The 19,213-nt window shown below is 44.3% G+C and carries 18 protein-coding genes; 13 read left to right on the top strand and 5 right to left on the bottom strand.

All coding sequences use genetic code 11. The features are described from left to right. Positions 1-90 precede the first annotated feature (90 nt). The 5 genes from AELLOGFF_RS08685 to AELLOGFF_RS08665 all read left to right on the top strand — a co-directional run bounded on the left by AELLOGFF_RS08685 (position 91) and on the right by AELLOGFF_RS08665 (position 4,993). A complete protein-coding gene (locus AELLOGFF_RS08685; protein ID WP_159268377.1) occupies positions 91-363 on the top strand; it encodes an HU family DNA-binding protein in 273 nt (90 codons plus the stop codon). A gap of 110 nt (positions 364-473) precedes the next feature. Continuing rightward, on the top strand, positions 474-2,351 hold the full coding sequence (locus AELLOGFF_RS08680) for a SurA N-terminal domain-containing protein (protein ID WP_159268376.1): 1,878 nt from the start codon (positions 474-476) through the stop codon (positions 2,349-2,351). A gap of 62 nt (positions 2,352-2,413) precedes the next feature. After that, entirely contained in the window at positions 2,414-3,226 is an 813-nt protein-coding gene (locus AELLOGFF_RS08675; RefSeq protein ID WP_159268375.1) for a 4'-phosphopantetheinyl transferase family protein, read from the top strand. 14 nt (positions 3,227-3,240) lie between these two features. Continuing rightward, a complete protein-coding gene (locus tag AELLOGFF_RS08670; protein ID WP_159268374.1) occupies positions 3,241-4,413 on the top strand; it encodes a phosphoglycerate dehydrogenase in 1,173 nt (390 codons plus the stop codon). A gap of 37 nt (positions 4,414-4,450) precedes the next feature. Beyond that, the gene (locus tag AELLOGFF_RS08665) at positions 4,451-4,993 is read left to right on the top strand and encodes a DUF1285 domain-containing protein (RefSeq protein WP_159268373.1); all 543 of its coding nucleotides are present in this window, start codon (positions 4,451-4,453) and stop codon (positions 4,991-4,993) included. Positions 4,994-5,256: 263 nt separating this feature from the next. Here AELLOGFF_RS08665 and AELLOGFF_RS08660 read toward each other — a convergent pair whose 3' ends face one another. Then, entirely contained in the window at positions 5,257-6,912 is a 1,656-nt protein-coding gene (locus AELLOGFF_RS08660; protein WP_159268372.1) for an electron transfer flavoprotein-ubiquinone oxidoreductase, read from the bottom strand. A 407-nt stretch (positions 6,913-7,319) separates the two neighbouring features. Between AELLOGFF_RS08660 and AELLOGFF_RS08655 the strand changes: the two genes are divergently transcribed. From AELLOGFF_RS08655 to AELLOGFF_RS08645, 3 genes are all read left to right on the top strand, one after another. Further along, positions 7,320-8,069 carry an electron transfer flavoprotein subunit beta/FixA family protein gene (locus AELLOGFF_RS08655; protein WP_159268371.1) on the top strand — a complete coding sequence of 250 codons (750 nt, stop codon included), beginning with the start codon at positions 7,320-7,322 and terminating at the stop codon, positions 8,067-8,069. Continuing rightward, on the top strand, positions 8,069-8,998 hold the full coding sequence (locus AELLOGFF_RS08650; protein WP_159268370.1) for an electron transfer flavoprotein subunit alpha/FixB family protein: 930 nt from the start codon (positions 8,069-8,071) through the stop codon (positions 8,996-8,998). The genes AELLOGFF_RS08655 and AELLOGFF_RS08650 overlap by 1 nt, the downstream gene beginning before the upstream one ends. 175 nt (positions 8,999-9,173) lie before the next feature. Further along, complete coding sequence (locus AELLOGFF_RS08645; RefSeq protein ID WP_159268369.1) at positions 9,174-9,743, top strand: YceI family protein; 570 nt, start codon at positions 9,174-9,176, stop codon at positions 9,741-9,743. Positions 9,744-9,964: 221 nt separating this feature from the next. Here AELLOGFF_RS08645 and AELLOGFF_RS08640 read toward each other — a convergent pair whose 3' ends face one another. Both AELLOGFF_RS08640 and AELLOGFF_RS08635 read right to left on the bottom strand, forming a co-directional pair. Next, positions 9,965-10,444: a DUF934 domain-containing protein gene (locus AELLOGFF_RS08640; protein ID WP_159268368.1), complete on the bottom strand. Its 480-nt coding sequence runs from the start codon at positions 10,442-10,444 to the stop codon at positions 9,965-9,967. Beyond that, on the bottom strand, positions 10,437-12,080 hold the full coding sequence (locus tag AELLOGFF_RS08635; protein ID WP_159268367.1) for a nitrite/sulfite reductase: 1,644 nt from the start codon (positions 12,078-12,080) through the stop codon (positions 10,437-10,439). The genes AELLOGFF_RS08640 and AELLOGFF_RS08635 overlap by 8 nt, the downstream gene beginning before the upstream one ends. 358 nt (positions 12,081-12,438) lie before the next feature. On the opposite strand from AELLOGFF_RS08635, the gene AELLOGFF_RS08630 reads away from it, so the two are divergent. Continuing rightward, positions 12,439-12,558 carry a methionine synthase gene (locus tag AELLOGFF_RS08630; RefSeq protein ID WP_200842628.1) on the top strand — a complete coding sequence of 40 codons (120 nt, stop codon included), beginning with the start codon at positions 12,439-12,441 and terminating at the stop codon, positions 12,556-12,558. Positions 12,559-12,633: 75 nt separating this feature from the next. Here the strand turns inward: AELLOGFF_RS08630 and AELLOGFF_RS08625 are convergent, their stop codons facing one another. Both AELLOGFF_RS08625 and metH read right to left on the bottom strand, forming a co-directional pair. Then, a complete protein-coding gene (locus AELLOGFF_RS08625; protein WP_159268366.1) occupies positions 12,634-12,843 on the bottom strand; it encodes a DUF2970 domain-containing protein in 210 nt (69 codons plus the stop codon). 52 nt (positions 12,844-12,895) lie between these two features. Further along, positions 12,896-16,594, bottom strand: coding sequence for a methionine synthase (gene metH / locus AELLOGFF_RS08620; RefSeq protein ID WP_159268365.1), 3,699 nt, complete (start codon positions 16,592-16,594; stop codon positions 12,896-12,898). Positions 16,595-16,744: 150 nt separating this feature from the next. On the opposite strand from metH, the gene nfuA reads away from it, so the two are divergent. From nfuA to AELLOGFF_RS08600, 4 genes are all read left to right on the top strand, one after another. Further along, a complete protein-coding gene (nfuA, locus tag AELLOGFF_RS08615; protein WP_159268364.1) occupies positions 16,745-17,347 on the top strand; it encodes a Fe-S biogenesis protein NfuA in 603 nt (200 codons plus the stop codon). A 72-nt stretch (positions 17,348-17,419) separates the two neighbouring features. After that, on the top strand, positions 17,420-17,839 hold the full coding sequence (locus tag AELLOGFF_RS08610) for an acyl-CoA thioesterase (protein ID WP_159268363.1): 420 nt from the start codon (positions 17,420-17,422) through the stop codon (positions 17,837-17,839). 11 nt (positions 17,840-17,850) lie between these two features. Then, positions 17,851-18,327 carry a YchJ family protein gene (locus AELLOGFF_RS08605; RefSeq protein WP_235035629.1) on the top strand — a complete coding sequence of 159 codons (477 nt, stop codon included), beginning with the start codon at positions 17,851-17,853 and terminating at the stop codon, positions 18,325-18,327. 8 nt (positions 18,328-18,335) lie between these two features. Then, the gene (locus AELLOGFF_RS08600) at positions 18,336-19,073 is read left to right on the top strand and encodes an endonuclease/exonuclease/phosphatase family protein (RefSeq protein ID WP_159268362.1); all 738 of its coding nucleotides are present in this window, start codon (positions 18,336-18,338) and stop codon (positions 19,071-19,073) included. Positions 19,074-19,213: the final 140 nt, after the last annotated feature.

The following is a 19,213-nucleotide window of genomic DNA, read 5'->3' as shown; positions in this document are numbered from 1 at the left end:
ACGGCTTTACTAGTCTGTGCGTAGGTTTGACGGTCACCAGTCAGTTAATGTAAAGAATATTTTTTATAACAATTTGAAGGGGAAGAGTAAGTGAATAAATCTGAGCTAATAGACGCTATTGCAGAATCAGCAGATTTGTCCAAAGCAGCAGCAGGACGTGCATTGGACGCAACCGTAGAAGCTATTACTACTGCACTGAAATCAGATGATTCAGTTTCTTTAGTTGGTTTTGGTACTTTTAGTGTTAAAGATCGCGCTGCACGTACCGGCCGCAACCCACAAACAGGTGCGCCAATTGAAATTTCAGCTGCTAAAATCCCTAGCTTTAAAGCGGGTAAAGCGCTGAAAGATGCTTGCAACTAGGGTATAAATTGCCATATCCAGTTTTACTGGGGGCGTAGGGGTAAAACCTCGTACAGAAGGCGCATCGAGAGGTGCGCTTTTTTTTTGATTAAGGATCAGGTTTAGCATCAATGCTGCAAAATATTCGCAATAATATCCAAGGAACCGCGGCCAAAGTTATCATCGCGATAATTATAGTGCCATTTGCCCTATTCGGTATCGATAGTCTATTTAATAGCTCCGCGCCACCGCCTGCTGCCGTTGTTAATGGCGAAAAAATTTCAGAAGCGGAATTGCAGCAAGCAATCTCACTGCAAAAACGCCGTCTATTAAATATGATGGGGGATCAGATTGATCCAGCAATGCTTGATGATGCGACCCTTCGTAAACCCGCTCTCAATACATTAATAAAACAGCAGTTGTTGTTACAAGCTGCAAACGACGAAAATATTGATATCTCTGATGCGCAATTAAACAGTGCCATTGTCGCGATGCCTCAGTTTCAGGAAGACGGTCGTTTTTCTCAAGAGCGTTATCAGCAAGTACTGCGTTTACAGGGGTATAGCAGTAGCTTTTTTAAGCAGCTATTAAAGTCAGACCTGACGATTCAGCAGCTATCTGTTGCCGTAGCAGGTTCTTCGTTTATTAGCGATGCTGAACTGTCACGTTCCATCGGTTTGCTACATGAATCCCGTGACTTCCATTATATTGATGTTCCGCTTGAGGCTTATTCAGCCAATGTCAGCGTGTCTGATGAAGAAGTAAAAGCCTTTTATGAGGCGAATCAAAATTATTTTTTAAGCGACGAAAAAGTTCGTTTTTCATATATCGAACTAACAGAACAACAATTTTATAAGCCGGTTGCAGAAGATCAGGTACAAGCAGAATACCAACGGTTAATTGATACCAGTAATGCCCAAATAGAGCGGGAAGCAGCGCATATTTTAATCGAAATCAATGCTGATCACAGTCGTGAAGAGGCGATTGCTGCTTTAGAGGAAATTCGGGCAAATATTGACGCGGGTGCATCCTTTGGTGATCAAGCTGAAAAATTCTCTGATGATGCAGGTTCAGCCTCAAGCGATGGTTTACTAGGATTTTCAAGCGGGGATAGTTTCCCACCTGAGTTTGAGGAAGCTTTAGCGAGCTTAAAAGAGGGCGAGGTTTCCCCCATAGTCGAGACAGAAGCAGGTCTTCATATCATTAAGTTGGTAAGTGTTCGGAGACCAGATGTTCCCAGTATCGATGAGGCTAGGCTTGAAATTACAGAACAACTTCGGGAGTTAGACGCACGGCCGCGTTTGGTAGGTGCTGTTGATATGTTAAAAGACCTTGTCTTTAATGCCGAAAATTTAACTATGCCTGCAAAAGAGATGGACCTAACTGTTCAGCAAGGCGATTGGCTTAGTAAAGAGTCTGATGAAGGCTTGTTTGCTTATCCTTTACTAAAACAAGCCGCATTTAATGAAGAGCTTCGCTCACAGGGCTTAAATAGTGATGTGATCGAGTTGTCATCGGATCACTATGTGGTTATTCATGTCGAAGAATATAAAGCACCAGAACCAAAACCACTTGAAAGTGTAAGGAATGAAATTGCATCACTGTTGTCGGATGAAAAAGCCGAAGCGGCCGCCGATGCTACGGCAAGTGAGATTAAGACCTCTCTTTTAGCCGGTGAGCGAGCCGAAGATGTTGCTGGAGCAAAAGGTTTGGAGTGGAATGCGATAATTGATGGAAAGCGCAGCAGTATTAATGTTGACCCTTCGCTTCGTGGTGAAGTTTTTGCAATGCAACGACCAACAGATCAAACAAGTGTGAGTACAGTGCGAAAGGATAATGGTGACAGAGTCGTCGTACAGCTCTTAGATGTGCGTTATGGAGATGCATCATCATTAGAGTCGAATGTTGTAGTAGATACGCAAAAGAATGCTTTGCGAACTAAATCATCTCAGGAATTTTCTGCTTACTTTAACGGTTTGTGGAAAAGTGCAGAGATACAAATTAATTGAAGTTAAATAAAAACCACGCAATCGTTTAGGTTGCGTGGTTTTTATCTGGATACATAAAAATAATGAATTCCGTTGTAGAGATGCGCCCGTCTTCAATAGGGCATGTAGATGTTTGGTACTGTTTTACTGATGACCGGCGTCTTGATAGTCGCTTGAGTCAGTATGAGGCCATGCTGTCGGCAGTAGAGCTTGAGCAGTACCAATCGCTTCAACATGGTAGTAATGGGCGTGACTATCTTGTCAGTCGCGCATTATTGCGTACTGTGCTTTCCCAGTACTGTGGACTCGCCCCAGAAAATCTCAGCTTTTGCGCTAATGATTTCGGTAAGCCTGAGCTAGCTGATAACCAAGGCTTAGGGTTGGTGCAATTTAATACCGCACATACCAGTGGACTAACTGTTTGTGTTGTCACTAGAGGGAATGATGTCGGTGTTGATGTAGAGAGCCACGCCGAAAACCGTGGTGTACTCAATATGGCAGATGATTATTTTTCTGCATTGGAATTACAAGCGCTCAATAGGACCTCCGATGAGCAACAGCTAGAGTTCTTTTATCGATACTGGACTTTAAAAGAAGCTTATATCAAGGCGAGAGGAGAGGGCTTATCCATCCCTCTTCACGATTTTTCAGTGCTCTTAGATGATCAGGGTGAGTTTAATGGCTTTGTTGGCCCGGAATCGGATCGCTGGGATTTTCGCGTCGTGTGTAAAAACGTAAATTACACTGCATCCCTAGCCGTTGGCGGCAGTATTAATAGTGTCGCTTACTTTCAAAGCATACCTCTTAGTCATGAAATTGAGCGCAATGCCGATGAGGCTTTTGACCCCTTATCTTCACCGATGGGCAGCCAGCGTAATAACGTGGTTAACCAATAATTCTGAGGCAGGGTATGTATAAAATATTGACGTTAAATCAAATTTCTAAAAAGGGGCTTAATCGCCTGTCTACTAACAATTTTGAGCTTGCTGAAAACACTTCTTCCCCCGACGCAATTTTGCTGCGTAGCCATAAACTTCAAGGAGACGACATAGCTCCAACGGTTAAAGCAATTGGTCGGGCAGGTGCAGGGACTAATAATATACCTGTTTCCATTTGTACTGAGCGTGGTATACCTGTATTCAACAGCCCCGGCGCAAACGCTAATGCAGTTAAGGAGTTGGTCATAGGCGGTTTGGCACTTGGGTCGCGTGGAATATTGGATGGTATTTCATACGTCAATTCGCTTTCACATATGACGGATGCCGGTGAAATGGCAAAGTTACTTGAGAAAGAAAAAAAGCGATTTAAGGGTAATGAGCTAGCAGGGCGAACCTTAGGTGTAGTGGGTTTAGGAGCAATTGGATCTATGATTGCCAATGCCGCTTTAAATTTAGGCATGGATGTTATTGGCTTTGATCCTGCCTTATCAGTAGATGCAGCTTGGCGTTTACCCAGTGCAGTGCAAAAAATGGAAAATATAAAGAGTCTTTTTGCCAGGGCCGATTACATTACGCTTCATTTGCCTGTTCTTGAGGAAACCCGAGGATTGGTAAATTTGGACTTACTTGATAATTGCAAGCCAGGTTGCTGCCTTTTGAATTTTGCACGAGAAGAAATTGTAAGTATTGATGCGGTGTTAGCGGCGCTAGATAAAGGCAAGTTACGTCAATTTATTACTGACTTTCCGGTGCCCTCATTAATCGGCCGTGAAGACGTTATATTGATGCCGCATATTGGGGCTAGCACCGATGAGGCAGAAGAAAATTGTGCTGTTATGGCTGCGGATCAAATCTCCGATTTTCTTTTAAATGGTAACATTAAAAACTCAGTTAACTTTCCTAATTTACAACTGGAAAGGAGTGGCTGCTGTCGTTTAGCAGTAGTAAATCATAATGTACCTAAAATGTTGGGTAGTATTCTGAGTATTTTAGCTGACGCAAATATAAATATTATTGATATGTTGAATAAAAGTCGAGATGATATTGCTTACAGTCTCATTGACCTTGGCGAAGATGTTAGCTCAGAATTGATAACTAAGATCGAGTTATTGGATGGTGTTATTAACGTAAGAGTTATTCATTAATATCGTTATTTGCAAGCACTGATGTTAAGAGGTGAATATGCCGGCCTTACCCGATATTGAGACGCTGTTAAATAATCAGAAGGGCGCCCCACCTCTTGATAATTGGCATCCTGAGCTAAGCGGCGATATCGATATAATAATAAAGTCAGACGGCCGCTGGTTGCATGAGGGCGTTGAAATCAAACGTCACAAATTGGTAAAACTTTTTGCATCCATACTCCGACGGGAGGCTGACCAAGAGTATTATTTGGTTACCCCTGTAGAGAAATGGCGAATCTCGGTTGAGGATCTACCTTTACAAATTATCGACTTTGAAGTCGAAGGTACTACGCTAGAGCGACGGATTTTAGTGAAAACGAATGTGGACACTTGGTTTGAGCTCGATGCTATTCATAGCTTGGAAGTTAGTACGGACCCTATAACACAAGAACCAAAGCCAGCGGTTACACTTAATCAGAATCTTCAGGGTCGAGTTGCGCGTGCATGTTTCTACAACTTGCTTGAGCTAGCTGAGCTTAGAGGAGATGACTTGATATTACGTGCTGCAGGGCAGGTTTTTGAATTAGGTCGTGCTCAATAAGGCCGCGTTTAACAGTAAATGCCTTTCATTCTATGTCGTCCAGCCGGACACTACTTTTTCAATAAAAAATTACTGAAGTGCAAATGCAGCCTCAGTAATGTCAGGTTTTTTAACAGCACCGGTTAGAAAATAGCCAAGCAATACCGCCGCTGAATTTTTTGGTGTGTAGTTGAAGATCTTCCTACCTTGTTTGAAGTTATTTAAGAGCGGCCTAGGCTGCTCTTAAATACAAAAACACTATTAAATCAGTGCCTTATGAGGCTCTACATGTTGGGGTAATTAGGGCCTCCTAAGCCTTCTGGTGTTACCCATACGATATTTTGTGCGGGATCTTTTATGTCACAGGTCTTGCAGTGAACACAGTTTTGTCCATTTATCTGGAATTTGGAGTTGCCTTCAGTATCCTCAACAACTTCATAAACACCGGCAGGGCAATAACGTTGAGCGGGCTCTGCATACTTGGGTAAATTGTCGCGGATAGGAAGCTCTGGATCTTTCAGGGTCAAATGGCAGGGCTGGTCTTCTTCGTGATTGGTGTTAGATAAAAACACAGACGTTAAACGATCAAATGTGATTTTATTGTCAGGTTTAGGATAGACGATTTTTTTGCAATCAGCTGCCAATTTCATTTCTGCGTGATCAGGATGATCATCACTGAGGGTCCAAGGCAGTTTGCCGTTGAACAAATTAATATCAACAAAGGCGTAGGCTGAGCCAAAGAGGTTGCCAAATTTATGTTGAGCTGGACCAAAGTTTCTTTGGTCGTGCAGCTCTTTATACACCGATGAGGCTTCAAAGGCTTCTTTATACTCGCTTAACTCTTGGCCTGTCTTTTCTTGCTCGGTAATAGCTTTGTGAACAACTTCGGCGGCGATCATGCCTGATTTCATGGCGGTGTGACTGCCTTTGATCTTGGCGAAATTTAGCGTACCGGCATCACAGCCAATCAGTAAGCCACCTGGGAAAGTCATTTTTGGTAACGATTGCAGGCCACCTTTTGCTATAGCGCGGGCGCCATAAGAAATACGCTCACCACCTTCTAGGTATTGCATGATAGTGGGGTGCTTTTTAAAGCGCTGGAACTCTTCAAAAGGGGATAAGTAGGGGTTGTCGTAACAAAGATCAGTTATTAGACCGATAGATACCTGGTTGTCTTCGATATGATAGAGGAAGCTACCACCAGCGGCGCCATTCTCAGCAAGAGGCCATCCTGCCGCGTGAATAACCTTACCTTCTTCGTGTTTGTCTGGTGAGATTTTCCATAGTTCTTTGATACCAATGCCGTAATGCTGAGGGTCTTTACCCGCATTGAGATCGAATTTTTCCATTAGCTGCTTGCCTAGATGGCCACGGCAGCCTTCAGCGAACAATGTATATTTAGCGTGGAGTTCCATGCCAAGCATATAGCTGTCTTTGTGGCTGCCGTCTTCGGCAATACCCATGTCTCCGGTTACTACACCTTTTACACTGCCGTCTTCATTGAACAAAATATCTGCAGCGGCGAAGCCGGGGTAAATTTCAGCACCCATACCTTCAGCTTGCTCTGCCATCCAGCGGCATAAATTGCCAAGGCTGATTATATAGTTGCCTTCATTGTGCATCGTTTTAGGCACGGCAAATCCGGGTACCTTGATCGCTTTCTCACCACTGGTCATGTAATAAATATCATCACCGGTAACAGGAGTGTTGAGTGGTGCGCCTTTTTCTTTCCAGTCGGGGAATAGTTCATTAAGTGCCGTAGGTTCAAATACGGCCCCTGAAAGAATGTGGGCGCCGACTTCAGAGCCTTTTTCTACAACGCAAACACTGATGTCTTTTCCGCTACTTTCGCTTAACTGTCGAATTTTACACGCCGCTGCTAATCCGGCGGGGCCTGCCCCGACGATCAGGACGTCAAACTCCATTGATTCGCGTTCCACAGATTCTCTCCTCATTCTTGGTAAAGTCGTTACGGCTTTACCAGTATTGCCCTTATTTTGGGCGATTTATGACTGGTTAAACCCGTAAATTATAAAACTTGGGGCTATAAAACGCTACTTTAGGAGGGGTTTTATTCGCGTTTGCTTACTTTTAGTATTTATTGGAGTGAAATTGAAAGTCTTTTGAAAACAATTGTTTATCTATGATGCTTGCAAATTAGCAATACTGCTAAATAGCCATTATTCGTTTAGTGAATATACTGCTTTTATTGACCTTAGGGCTTATACACGTCAATATAACCGCGCTTTGAAAAAGAGGCCTTATCCGGTTGGGACAATTTTATTGTGTTCCACAGCGTAGGGATATAAGGCCATTCCATTTAATTTACGCGTGTACTGGGGAATCCATGAAGGTTCTGGTTGCTGTCAAACGAGTAGTTGACTACAACGTTAAAGTTCGTCCGAAATCGGACGGTACTGGCGTTGATCTGAATAACGTCAAAATGGCGATTAACCCATTTTGTGAAATTGCTATCGAAGAGGCTGTACGTCTTAAAGAGAAAGGCGTTGTAACTGAAATAGTTGCTGTCTCTATCGGACCTAAAGTAAGCCAAGAGCAGATTCGTACTGCTTTGGCACTAGGCGCCGATCGCGGTATTTTGGTTGAAACTGATGTAGAAGTTCAGCCATTGGCTATTGCCAAACTGCTTAAAGCTGTTGTTGAAAAAGAAGAGCCAAAAATGGTTATTCTTGGTAAGCAAGCTATTGATGGCGACAACAATCAGACAGGTCAGATGTTAGCTGCATTGACCGGAATGTCTCAGGGTACGTTTGCCTCAGAAGTTGTTGTTGAGGGTGACAGTGTCACTGTTACTCGCGAAGTCGACAGTGGTTCTCAGGTTGTTAAATTAGCATTGCCTGCCGTGGTGACTACTGATTTGCGCTTGAATGAACCGCGCTATGCGTCTTTGCCGAATATCATGAAAGCCAAGAAAAAGCCGTTAGATACAATGACACCTGAAGATTTGGGTGTTGATGTGACTCCACGAGTGACTACCTTGAAAGTAGAGCCGCCTGCAGAGCGTCAAGCTGGTATTAAAGTTGCCGACGTTGCTGAACTTGTTGAAAAACTTAAAAACGAGGCGAAAGTAATCTGATGAGTATTTTAATTCTTGCAGAACATGATAACGCCTCTATTAAAGGCGCTACTTTAAACACTGTAGCAGCGGCTAAAGAAATTGGTGGTGACATTACCGTTCTTGTTGCTGGTGAAGGCTGTAGTGCTGCTGCAGATTCGGCGGCAAAAATTGACGGTGTTAGCAAAGTCTTAGTTGCTGATAATGCAGCATATGGTCATCAACTTGCTGAAAATGTAAGTTTGCTTATTGCTGAATTAGGTAAAGATTACGGTTATATACTGGCGCCAGCCACTACCACCGGTAAAAATACATTACCTCGTGCGGCGGCGCTTCTTGATGTTGCACAGATATCCGAAATTATTTCAGTTGAAAGTGCTGATACATTCAAGCGCCCAATTTATGCGGGTAACGTTATTGCTACCGTACAGACTTCTGATGCGATTAAAGTGATCACTGTACGCGCCACTGCATTTGACGCGGTTGCAGCTGAGGGTGGTAGTGCCACTGTTGAAGCTGTAGCTAGCGCGCATGACGCGGGAAATTCTAGCTATGTTCGTGAAGAAGTTGCTAAGAGTGACCGTCCAGAGCTGACGGCAGCCGGTATTGTGGTGTCAGGTGGTCGTGGTATGCAAAATGGCGATAATTTTGCCATGCTGTACTCGCTGGCAGACAAACTGGGTGCAGCAGTTGGTGCATCACGCGCGGCTGTTGATGCAGGGTTTGTTCCTAACGATATGCAGGTCGGTCAAACGGGTAAAATAGTTGCTCCTGGCTTGTACATTGCTGTTGGTATTTCTGGTGCAATCCAGCATTTGGCTGGTATGAAAGACTCTAAAGTTATTGTTGCTATCAACAAAGACGAAGATGCCCCTATCTTCCAAGTGGCGGACTATGGTCTTGTTGCTGATCTATTTGACGCTGTACCAGAGCTTGATTCAAGCCTCTGATTTAACGCGAGTAGATTTGAAAAACCCGGTTTTGAACCGGGTTTTTTTTTGCAATTTATTTGATTCCATTGAATCGTTAACTAATCTGACTGTCTGAATTTAAAGGTCTATGTAAAACATATTCATTTATGCTTAGATATAAATAATACCCAGTCAATAATGAAAGGATATAGTTATGAGAAAGCTAGTATGCACGCTTGTATTCTTGTTGCCATTTACGGGGCTTAATGCGCTAGAGCTAGATAAAGCCTCATCAAAAATGAATTTTGTAACCGTGAAGAATGATTCGGTTGCTGAGTTGATGAGCTTCACATCTATAGATGGGACTATTGATGACGAGTCAGGCATGGCTGAATTGAAAATTGATTTAAGCAGTGTGGCTAGTGGTGTCGATATTCGAAATGAAAATATGCGTAAGTATTTATTTCAAGTTGATGAATTCACAACTGCAATTTACACAGCAAAGCTAGATATGGCGGCTCTGACGGCGATGGCAGAAGGTGATCAGCAGCAGATGCTGTTGGATGGCAATCTTGACCTTCATGGTAAAAGCGCCTCTATTAAGTTTGATGTGATAGTGACAAAGCGCGCTGATGGAAGCTATCACGCTATTACCGCGGCACCGGCATTTGTTAATGCAAATAGCTTTGATTTGGCAAAAGGAATAGGTAAGTTACGTAGTTTAGTACGCTTGGCCAGTATTGATCTCGTCGTGCCAGTCACTTTCTCGGTGGTTTTTAAATAATTGGCAGCTTGGGTTTGTGGCCAGAATTACTTGGAGTAATTTGTACTTCAGGTAAAACGTGTAATTTTCAAGCCACTAACAACTGAAAGGCGATGACGGAGCTTAGGCGTAAATGGCTTTTCTAGCACAATAGCAAAGTCGTGCTTACGATCTTCTAATATGATGGTTCAACTCCGATAATACCGCTATGTTTAGCGGTATTATCGGAGTAATAGTGGGGCTTAACGTCGACGAAATAGGGGGAGAGGTTGATCAAGGCTTGGCTGGTACGACTCCGAAAAATCGTTAAAACTAGCCAGAGACTCTTCTAAATCGCTATTTTCCAAAGCAAAGCTATTAAAACCACAGCGTGAGAGAAAGTAGAGTTGGTCGCGAATAAAATCACCAATTGCACGCAGCTCTCCACTAAAGCCTAGCTGTTCACGCAGCTCCCGCCCGTATGAAAAGCCTCGTCCATCCACAAACTTGGGGAAGTCTATGGCGATAAGGTCGAGCTCTTTTATATCATTCGCAAGTGCTTTTGGCGATTCATCGCTGGTGAGAAATACGGCAATATCACCCAAGGCTAACAGTGCGTCTTTGTGTTCTAGCCAAAGCTGAAGCGGCACAATTACATCGCCGCTCGTGGGCAGGTTCTCGGTATCGCGCCATACCTGCCAGCTATCATCTACAATATGAAGGTCTTTAATGATATTAGGCATATGCGCGTTCCTTAAATGGGTCCATACCTACGCGGCGAAACGTGTCTATAAAACGTTCTTCCGGTTGGCGGAGTGATACATAAGTTTCAAGAACCTTCTCAATAACGACGGGTACTTGATCTTGGGCAAATGAGGGCCCGAGGATTTTCCCGATGGCGGCATCGAGGCCTTGGCTACCGCCAAGCGATACTTGGTAGAATTCCTGTCCCTTCTTGTCTACGCCGAGTATCCCGATATTGCCGATATGGTGGTGTCCACATGCATTCATGCACCCAGAAATATTTAGTTCGATATCACCAAGGTCATAAATGTAGTCAATATCATCAAATTTACGCTGGATAGCTTCAGCAATGGGAATAGATTTCGCATTTGCCAGTGAGCAAAAGTCACCGCCTGGGCAGCAAATTATGTCGTTTAATGTGCCCACTGTGGGTGATGCAACTTCAAGTTCAACCAGCTCCTTCCAAAGCGCAAACAGGTCGAGCTGTTGGACGTCTGGAAGTACTAGGTTTTGTTGGTGAGTGCTGCGTATTTCACCAAAGCCGTAACGCTCAGAAAGATCGGCAACAGCTTCAAATTGCTCTGCGGTAATATCACCAGGGGCAACACCAACAGTCTTTAGTGCTAATGTCACAATCCGGTAACCGGCTACTTTATGTTCGTGGGTGTTGTGTTGAAGCCAGCGAGAGAAGTCGGCATTTTCTAACGCTAATGCTTGCAAGTCTTGCTGAGGTAAATCCTGGTAGTTAGGTGGTGTAAAGAAAGACTTGGCACGACCGATTTCATCATCTGTTAAGCTGAGCTGGCTATCTTTTATATGCGCCCATTCTTTTTCTACTTCAGCCTTAAAAGCCTCTGCGCCCATTGCGCGAACTAATATTTTAATACGTGCTTTAAATTTGTTGTCGCGGCGCCCTAATTGATTATATACCCGCAATATCGCTTCAAGGTAAGTTAATAGGTGCTGTGGTTCTAGTTGTTCGTTAATAAGTGTTCCTATGACAGGAGTTCGCCCTAGGCCGCCTCCCACAAAAACTTTGAAAGCGGTTTTGCCATTGCTGTCATGAACAATTTGCAATCCAATATCGTGCATCATAATCGCTGCGCGATCAGATTCAGAACCACATACTGCAATTTTGAACTTGCGGGGCAGAAAGGCAAATTCAGGGTGGAAGGTTGACCATTGGCGGATAATCTCACAATAAGGTCGAGCGTCTTCCACTTCATCAGCGGCCACACCGGAGAATTGATCTGCGGTGGTGTTGCGAATACAGTTTCCGCTGGTTTGAACGGCATGCATTTCAACTTCAAGTAATTCAGCTAATATATCTGGTACTTCTTCCAACTTTGGCCAGTTTAATTGTACGTTTTGGCGAGTACTTATATGCGCATAACCTTTGTCATACTTTCGGCTAATGTCAGCAAGCTTTCTAAGCTGTGTCGCATTGAGTGTTCCATAGGGAACGGCGATACGCATCATGGGGGCAAGACGTTGAACGTATAGGCCATTTTGTAGGCGCAGTGGCAAAAATTGCTCTTCAGTAATTTTGCCATCGAGATAACGCTGGGTTTGATCTCGAAATTGCGCAACGCGTTGACTGACAATTTGACGGTCAAAGTGGTCGTAAGTGTACATAGAAACCTTTGTATTAAGAATTTTGGCGGGTAAAGCTCAATGTCGGTACAGCGAATAAATTCGCCCGTATTTTACGCTTAAAATCAAAGTAGTTCACGTATAACGAGGGCTATGGTAGTTATTAAGCATTCAGATCGCTAACGAATTTTCTGAGTAATGCATATTTGACATGTCGATAACTATGTACAGCTACATGGTTAGTGAGGGACTAGCGGCTGGTTTGTTCTCAGTTTTCTAGCTCCATGCCCCAGTTTTGTATAAAGCCGCCAATTATATCTAGCTCGTGAGATATAATTTGCTACAATGTCTGCGAATTTCCATGTCGATAGACGTTTTTTACTCGAATTATGAGGCTCCTATGTCGGATCAAACCCAAGAAGAGCGCGATGACAACTTTGCTGATGTCTGCGCAGCTGTTGCAATTTTGAGCTTAGTTGTTGGTACTGTTGTTTACTGGCTAAGTGGTATGCCGAGCTAGTTTGTAGACTTGCAGCACAAAAGAAGCCGTTTTTACGGCTTTTTTTGTGCTGGTAAGAAATGGCATGCTGGCGGTTTACTTTAAAACCATTTGAACTACAGTAAAAACGCTCACAATAAATACCGCAACAAAGATAATTCCTGCAATAACATAGTTTATTAGTCGTCCCTGGGTGAAATCTCTCTCCCTGTTTTTGCTGCTTTGGACACCAAACGCCGCTGCAAAAACGCTCCCAATTACCGCAAAAAGGCCAGTCTTCTTACTCTTTTCCTTGGGCGTTTCCATTTTGTCACCTCATACTTAATTGCAAATATAGTATTTCAGCCATACTTTGCGGCTAGGGGTCATAGTCTAGTATTGGCGAGAGCCAGCGCTCCATTGTTGCCATTTCCATGCCCTTACGCTTGGCAATAGAGCTAACTTGATCTTTGCCAATTCGTCCAATAGCAAAATATCGTGAATTAGGATGCGAGTAATAAAAACCACTGACTGCGGCAGCGGGGTGCATGGCTAGGTGCTCTGTTAATTTAATTCCAGTTTCGTTACTAGCATCTAACAATTCAAACAAAGTGGTTTTTTCTGTGTGGTCTGGGCACGCAGGGTAGCCAGGTGCAGGCCGAATTCCAGTATAGCGCTCCTTGATTAGCTCCTCGTTACTAAGCGCTTCGTCTGGGGCGTAATGCCAGAATTCTTTGCGAACTCGTCGATGTAGGGTTTCGGCAAACGATTCGGCAAGTCTATCGGCTAAAGCCTTCACCATGATGGCATTATAATCATCACCAGCTTGCTCGTATTTTGTTGCTAATTCATCTGCGCCTAGCCCAGTAGTGACGGCAAAGCCGCCAACATAATCTGTTTTACCACTCTCTATGGGGGCAATATAATCCGCCAAGCTCATTTGCGGCTTATCATCCGGTTTTTGAGCTTGCTGGCGCAGGTGGTGGAGTGTGGCAAGCTGATCCTTTGTCTCTGGGTGATATACGGCGATATCATCGCTTCCTGAGCGCTGTGCAGGCCAGAAACCAATAATGCCATTGGCTTTAAGTAATTTTTCATCAATGATCTGATTAAGCATTACTTGGGCATCATCAAATAAATTTCGAGCAGCTTCGCCTACGGTTTCATCGTTAAGAATTTTGGGGTATTTACCACTTAAGCCCCAAGATATAAAGAAGGGTGTCCAATCGATGGTCTCACGCAGTTCCTCAAGAGAATAATCGCTAAAGGTTTTTGTACCTAAAAAAGTTGGAGTAGGGGGGGTGTAGTTGTCCCAGTCCCACTGATAAGCCAAGTCGCATGCGGCGTCGTAACTGTGGAGACGCTTTTTGCCTTGATTATCTGCACGCCGAGCGCGAACACGTTCATATTCATCTTTTCGTTCGGCAACAAATGCAGCCTTGAGATCTTCGCTGATCAATTGCGTCGCGACGGCGACACTTCTTGATGCATCGGGAACATATACCGTTGCATCATTTTTGTATTTTGGCTCTATTTTAACAGCAGTATGGGCTTTAGAGGTGGTCGCCCCGCCAATCATGAGAGGGATGGTAAAACCAAGTCTCTCCATCTCACTGGCAACGTGAACCATTTCATCTAATGACGGTGTGATAAGCCCGCTAAGGCCAATTATGTCGACATTTTCTCGCTTTGCGGTTTCAAGTATTTTGTCGCAGGGCACCATGACACCAAGGTCAATCACCTCGAAATTGTTGCACTGTAAGACAACGCCAACAATATTTTTACCGATATCGTGAACGTCACCTTTTACGGTGGCCATCAGCACTTTACCGTTGGCTTTAGCCCCAACTTCTTTGCCGGCCTCGATATAGGGGTTCAGATATGCGACCGCTTGTTTCATAACGCGGGCTGACTTAACCACTTGCGGCAAAAACATTTTGCCATCACCGAATAAGTCTCCAACAACGTTCATGCCATCCATCAACGCACCTTCGATAACATCGATAGGCTTGGTTGCAGCAACTCGAGCAGCCTCAGCATCTTCTTCAATAAATGTTGATATGCCCTTAACCAGCGCGTGCTCAATGCGTTTGTTAACCGGTAGTTCACGCCAACTTAGGTCTTCTTTGTTTTCGGCAGTGCTACCGTCACCTTTGTACTTGTCGGCAATATTTAGGAGTCGTTCGGTGCTGTCTTCGCGCCGATTTAGAATTACGTCCTCAACATGGTCTCGTAACTCCTCGGGCAGGTCGTCATAAATTGCCAATTGGCTGGCATTGACGATACCCATATCCATGCCTGCTTTTATCGCGTGATATAGGAAGACAGAATGTATTGCTTCCCGAACAGGGTTGTTGCCCCTGAATGAAAATGACACGTTTGATACGCCACCGGAGACCATCGCGTAAGGCAGTTCTTTTTTGATGTAAGCGGTGGCTTCGATAAAGTCAACGGCGTAGTTATTGTGTTCATCTATACCAGTTGCTACGGCAAAAATATTCGGATCAAAAATAATATCCTGAGGAGGGAAGCCAATATCGTTAACCAAGATATCGTAACTGCGTTTACAAATTTCCGATTTTCGAGCGAAAGTGTCAGCTTGCCCATCTTCATCAAAGGCCATGACCACGACAGCGGCGCCGTATTTTAAGCAACTAATTGCTCGCTCACGAAATTCTTGCTCGCCTTCTTTGAGTGATATTGAGTTAACAATGGGCTTGCCTTGAATACATTTTAGACCGGCTTCTATGACATCCCATTTTGATGAGTCAACCATAATGGGAACGCGGCAAATATCGGGTTCTGCAGCAATCAGGTTCAAGAAAGTGACGATGGCATTTTTGGCATCCAGCATGCCCTCGTCCATATTGATGTCGATTACTTGCGCGCCATTTTCGACCTGCTGCCTAGCCACGAATAGGGCGGCGTCATAGTCATTTTCTAAAATAAGGCGTTTAAATACAGCTGAGCCCGTTACATTACAGCGCTCCCCTACATTGACAAACAATGAGTCAGACGCAATATGAAAGGGCTCAAGTCCTGCTAATCGACAAATAGGCTCTCGATTTGGCAAAGGTCTTGGGGGAACCCCCTTCATCGCTTCGCCAATGGCTTGAATGTGCTCTGGCGTGGTTCCACAGCAGCCACCGACCAAATTCAAGAAACCGCGTTCAGCAAACTCTTTTAGCTCCTTGTGCATGTCTTCCGGCGTTTCGTCATACTCACCAAACTCGTTGGGTAAACCTGCGTTAAAATGTCCGCTAAAATAACAATCAGAAGCTTCACAAAGTTCTTCAACAAATGGGCGTATCTCACTGAATCTTCGACCACAATTCGTGCCAATGATTAATGGTTTGGCATGTGCGATAGAATTCCAAAATGCGGTAGGGGTTTGCCCGGACAAGGTTCGACCACTGGTGTCTGGAAAGGTAACAGAGATCATAATCGGCAGAGATTTACCGGTATCTTCAAAGTACTGCAATACCGCGTATACTGCTGCTTTGGCGTTGAGGCTGTCGAAAACAGTTTCAATCATCAGAATATCTGAGCCGCCGTCAATAAGCCCGCGGGTTGCGGCGTAGTAATTTTCAACAAGCTGGTCAAAATTGATATTACGTGCACCGGGGTCGTTAACGTCGGGGGAAATAGAGGCAGTGCGGGGAGTTGGGCCAATGACGCCGGCAACAAACCTAGGCTTGTTTGGGTTGCGAGCTGTTTCGGCGTCGGCAACTTCTCGCGCTAAGGCAGCGCCTACGCGGTTTAATTCTTCAGCAACTTCACCTAGCTCGTAGTCACCCTGGGCAACGGCTGTTGAATTAAACGTATTGGTTTCGATAACATCAGCACCGGCATCCAAATAGGCCTGATGAATTTCACGGATTACGTCAGGGCGGGTAAGGGTAAGGAGATCATTATTGCCCTTCAGGTCGTTGTGGAAGTCAGCAAAGCGTGAACCGCGATAATCCATTTCTTCTAGCTGATAGCTTTGAATTAAACTGCCCATTGCGCCATCTATGACCAAAATGCGGTCTTGTAAGGCTTGGGTTAGTTGTAAGGTGCGGGGCGTAGGCTGGCTCATGGATATCCTGATTAATAAAACAATTAAATAGCGAATGCGCTTCTCGGACTGTGGCCGGTATAGGCTTCGTGGTAAACTGGGCAATTCTAACAGATACACGGCCTAGCATTGAAATTGTTTGGCAAAACAGCGAGATATATAGAGGTTATTATGTCAACAGAACAAACAGCCGTTAATTTGACAATCACAGAGTCTGCACAAGACTATCTTGCAGACCTTCTCGGCAAACAAGAGGATGTGATTGGTGTACGGGTGTTCATTACACAGCCCGGTACACCCAAGGCAGAAACTTGTATCGCCTATTGTCGTGAAGGTGATATGACGGATACAGACGAGATTCGTGAATACCCAAAGTTCAAGGCTTATTTTGAAGGCCGAAGTATTCCATTTTTGGATGAGGGGCTCATTGATTATTCAAAGGACAGAATGGGAGGTCAGCTCACCATTAAAGCGCCAAACGCACGCTTGCCTCGCGTTGATGCTAACAGTCCATTGGAAGATCAAATTAATTATGTGCTGTATAACGAAGTTAACCCTTCATTGGCAGCTCATGGTGGTGAGGTGTCTTTACAAGAGTTAACAGATGATAATTTTGCGATACTGAAATTCGGAGGCGGTTGCCAAGGTTGCGGTATGGTAGATGTTACTCTCAAGGAAGGGGTGGAAAAGACCTTGCTTGAAAAAGTCCCCGGTCTTGAAGGTGTTAAAGACAGTACTGATCATAGCAATACCGAGAACGCCTATTTTAAATAACGCGTATTTCAATTTTACCTGTCGTTGCCAAATTGCCATTAATGGATTTGGCCTATTTTAGAGAAATACATCATGCGTTTACCCCATGCTCGTGTCGAAATCCAGGTTCGCTTTTCGGACTTGGATATTTTAGGCCACGTTTCGAACAGTTATTATGCTCAGTATTTTGACCTTGCAAGGGTCACTTTTTTTAGGAAAGTTAAACAAGCTGGTGGCGAGCTTGAGACTCAAACCGTTGTAGCCAGTGTGAAAATGGATATGCTGCGGGAAATTCGATTTGATCATAAGGTGGTCGTTGATACTTGGTGTTCTAAAAAGGGCACTAAAAGTATGGTCATTGAACATATCATTTATGCTAACGGTGAAATAGCTACAACTTGCCAGGCAGTATTGGTGGGGTTCGACCTTGAAACTCGCAGCTCAACCGCGTTGCCGGTGGAGTGGGACGTAACCGACTTAACGGGAATTACCCCCCCGTCTGCGGATGTCTAAGGTGCTTGAAAATGTCGATGCAGCGCATTGAATGTTACTGCGGTCGGGATGAATATTACGATCGTTGTTGTGCGCCGTACATTATCGGCGATAAAAACGCGCCTAATCCTGAAGCACTCATGCGTTCCCGTTACACAGCCTTTTGCACACAAAACGCTGATTATCTGCTAGAAACACTTTACAAGAATGCTCGCGAAAAGGAGAGTCGACGGGCGCTTGTTGCTAGTTTTGCTGATACACAGTGGTGCTCATTAAAAGTAATTCGCAGCCACTATCGTAATGGGCAAAAACACGCAGAGGTTGAGTTTGCCGCATTTTACCTCGCGAACAATACCGTAGGTCAGCTGCATGAGCGTTCCCGTTTTGTATTTGAAGATGAGAAATGGTTTTATACTGATGGTGACATCTTGCCACCTATTTCGCTGCCAAGAAACGAGCAATGTTGGTGTGGCAGTGGACGTAAACTCAAAAAGTGTCATCCTGATTAGAGCGATTTATGTCGGTATTACGGGTGTTGTCTTACAACGTACATAAGGGGTTTTGTTCCTCAAATCGATTTTATCTCCTTGAGAAAATCCGTGAAAGCATTCGTCAAGTTGACGCTGATATTGTTTTTTTACAAGAAGTGGTTGGTGAGAATACTCGGCACGCCTCAAAAGTTGTTGGCTGGGTTAATGAGGGGCAATTTGAGTATCTTGCTGATACAGTTTGGCCTCATTTTGCTTACGGCAAAAATGCAGTGTACGACCATGGCCATCATGGCAATGCAATACTCAGTAAGTACCCCATCGTTAATAGTGAAAATATTGATATATCAGTGTATTCGCGCTCGCAGCGTGGATTGTTAGTCAGTGTTATTCAGCCCGGTATCTATGTGATTTGTGTACATATGGGCTTGTTAGGGTGGGAGCGTCAAAAACAGTTCTTACAGTTACTCGATGTTATAGAAAACAAGGTGCCTGACGGCGCACCTTTGATTATTGCCGGTGACTTTAACGATTGNAACGGTGCATTACACAGGCGCTTTAAGCGTAGCCTTAATTTGCAAGAAGCGGCAGTGCAAGCCAATGGTAAGCTTGCCAAAACATTTCCTGCCAAACGTCCTTTGCTGCGTTTAGATAGAATCTACTGCCGTGGTTTTAAGGCGATGACGGTTAAACCTCTACGCGGTGAACCTTGGCGATCCTTATCGGATCACTGTGCTTTATACGCAGAGCTAAAATTACTAGAGTAGAAGAGCAGGCCTATTACGCCGATGATAGTCCAAAAAAAAGCCCCCTAAAGTATTAGGGGGCAACAAAACCATGCATCATGGCTATCTAGCCCTTTTAGTACGTAGTCGATCCCCATTTAGATTTTTAAGTGAATTTTGGG

Origin of the sequence: Zhongshania aliphaticivorans (assembly GCF_902705875.1) — a bacterium.
Taxonomy (GTDB): domain Bacteria; phylum Pseudomonadota; class Gammaproteobacteria; order Pseudomonadales; family Spongiibacteraceae; genus Spongiibacter; species Spongiibacter aliphaticivorans_A.
This window is presented reverse-complemented; position numbering and strand designations above follow the sequence as displayed.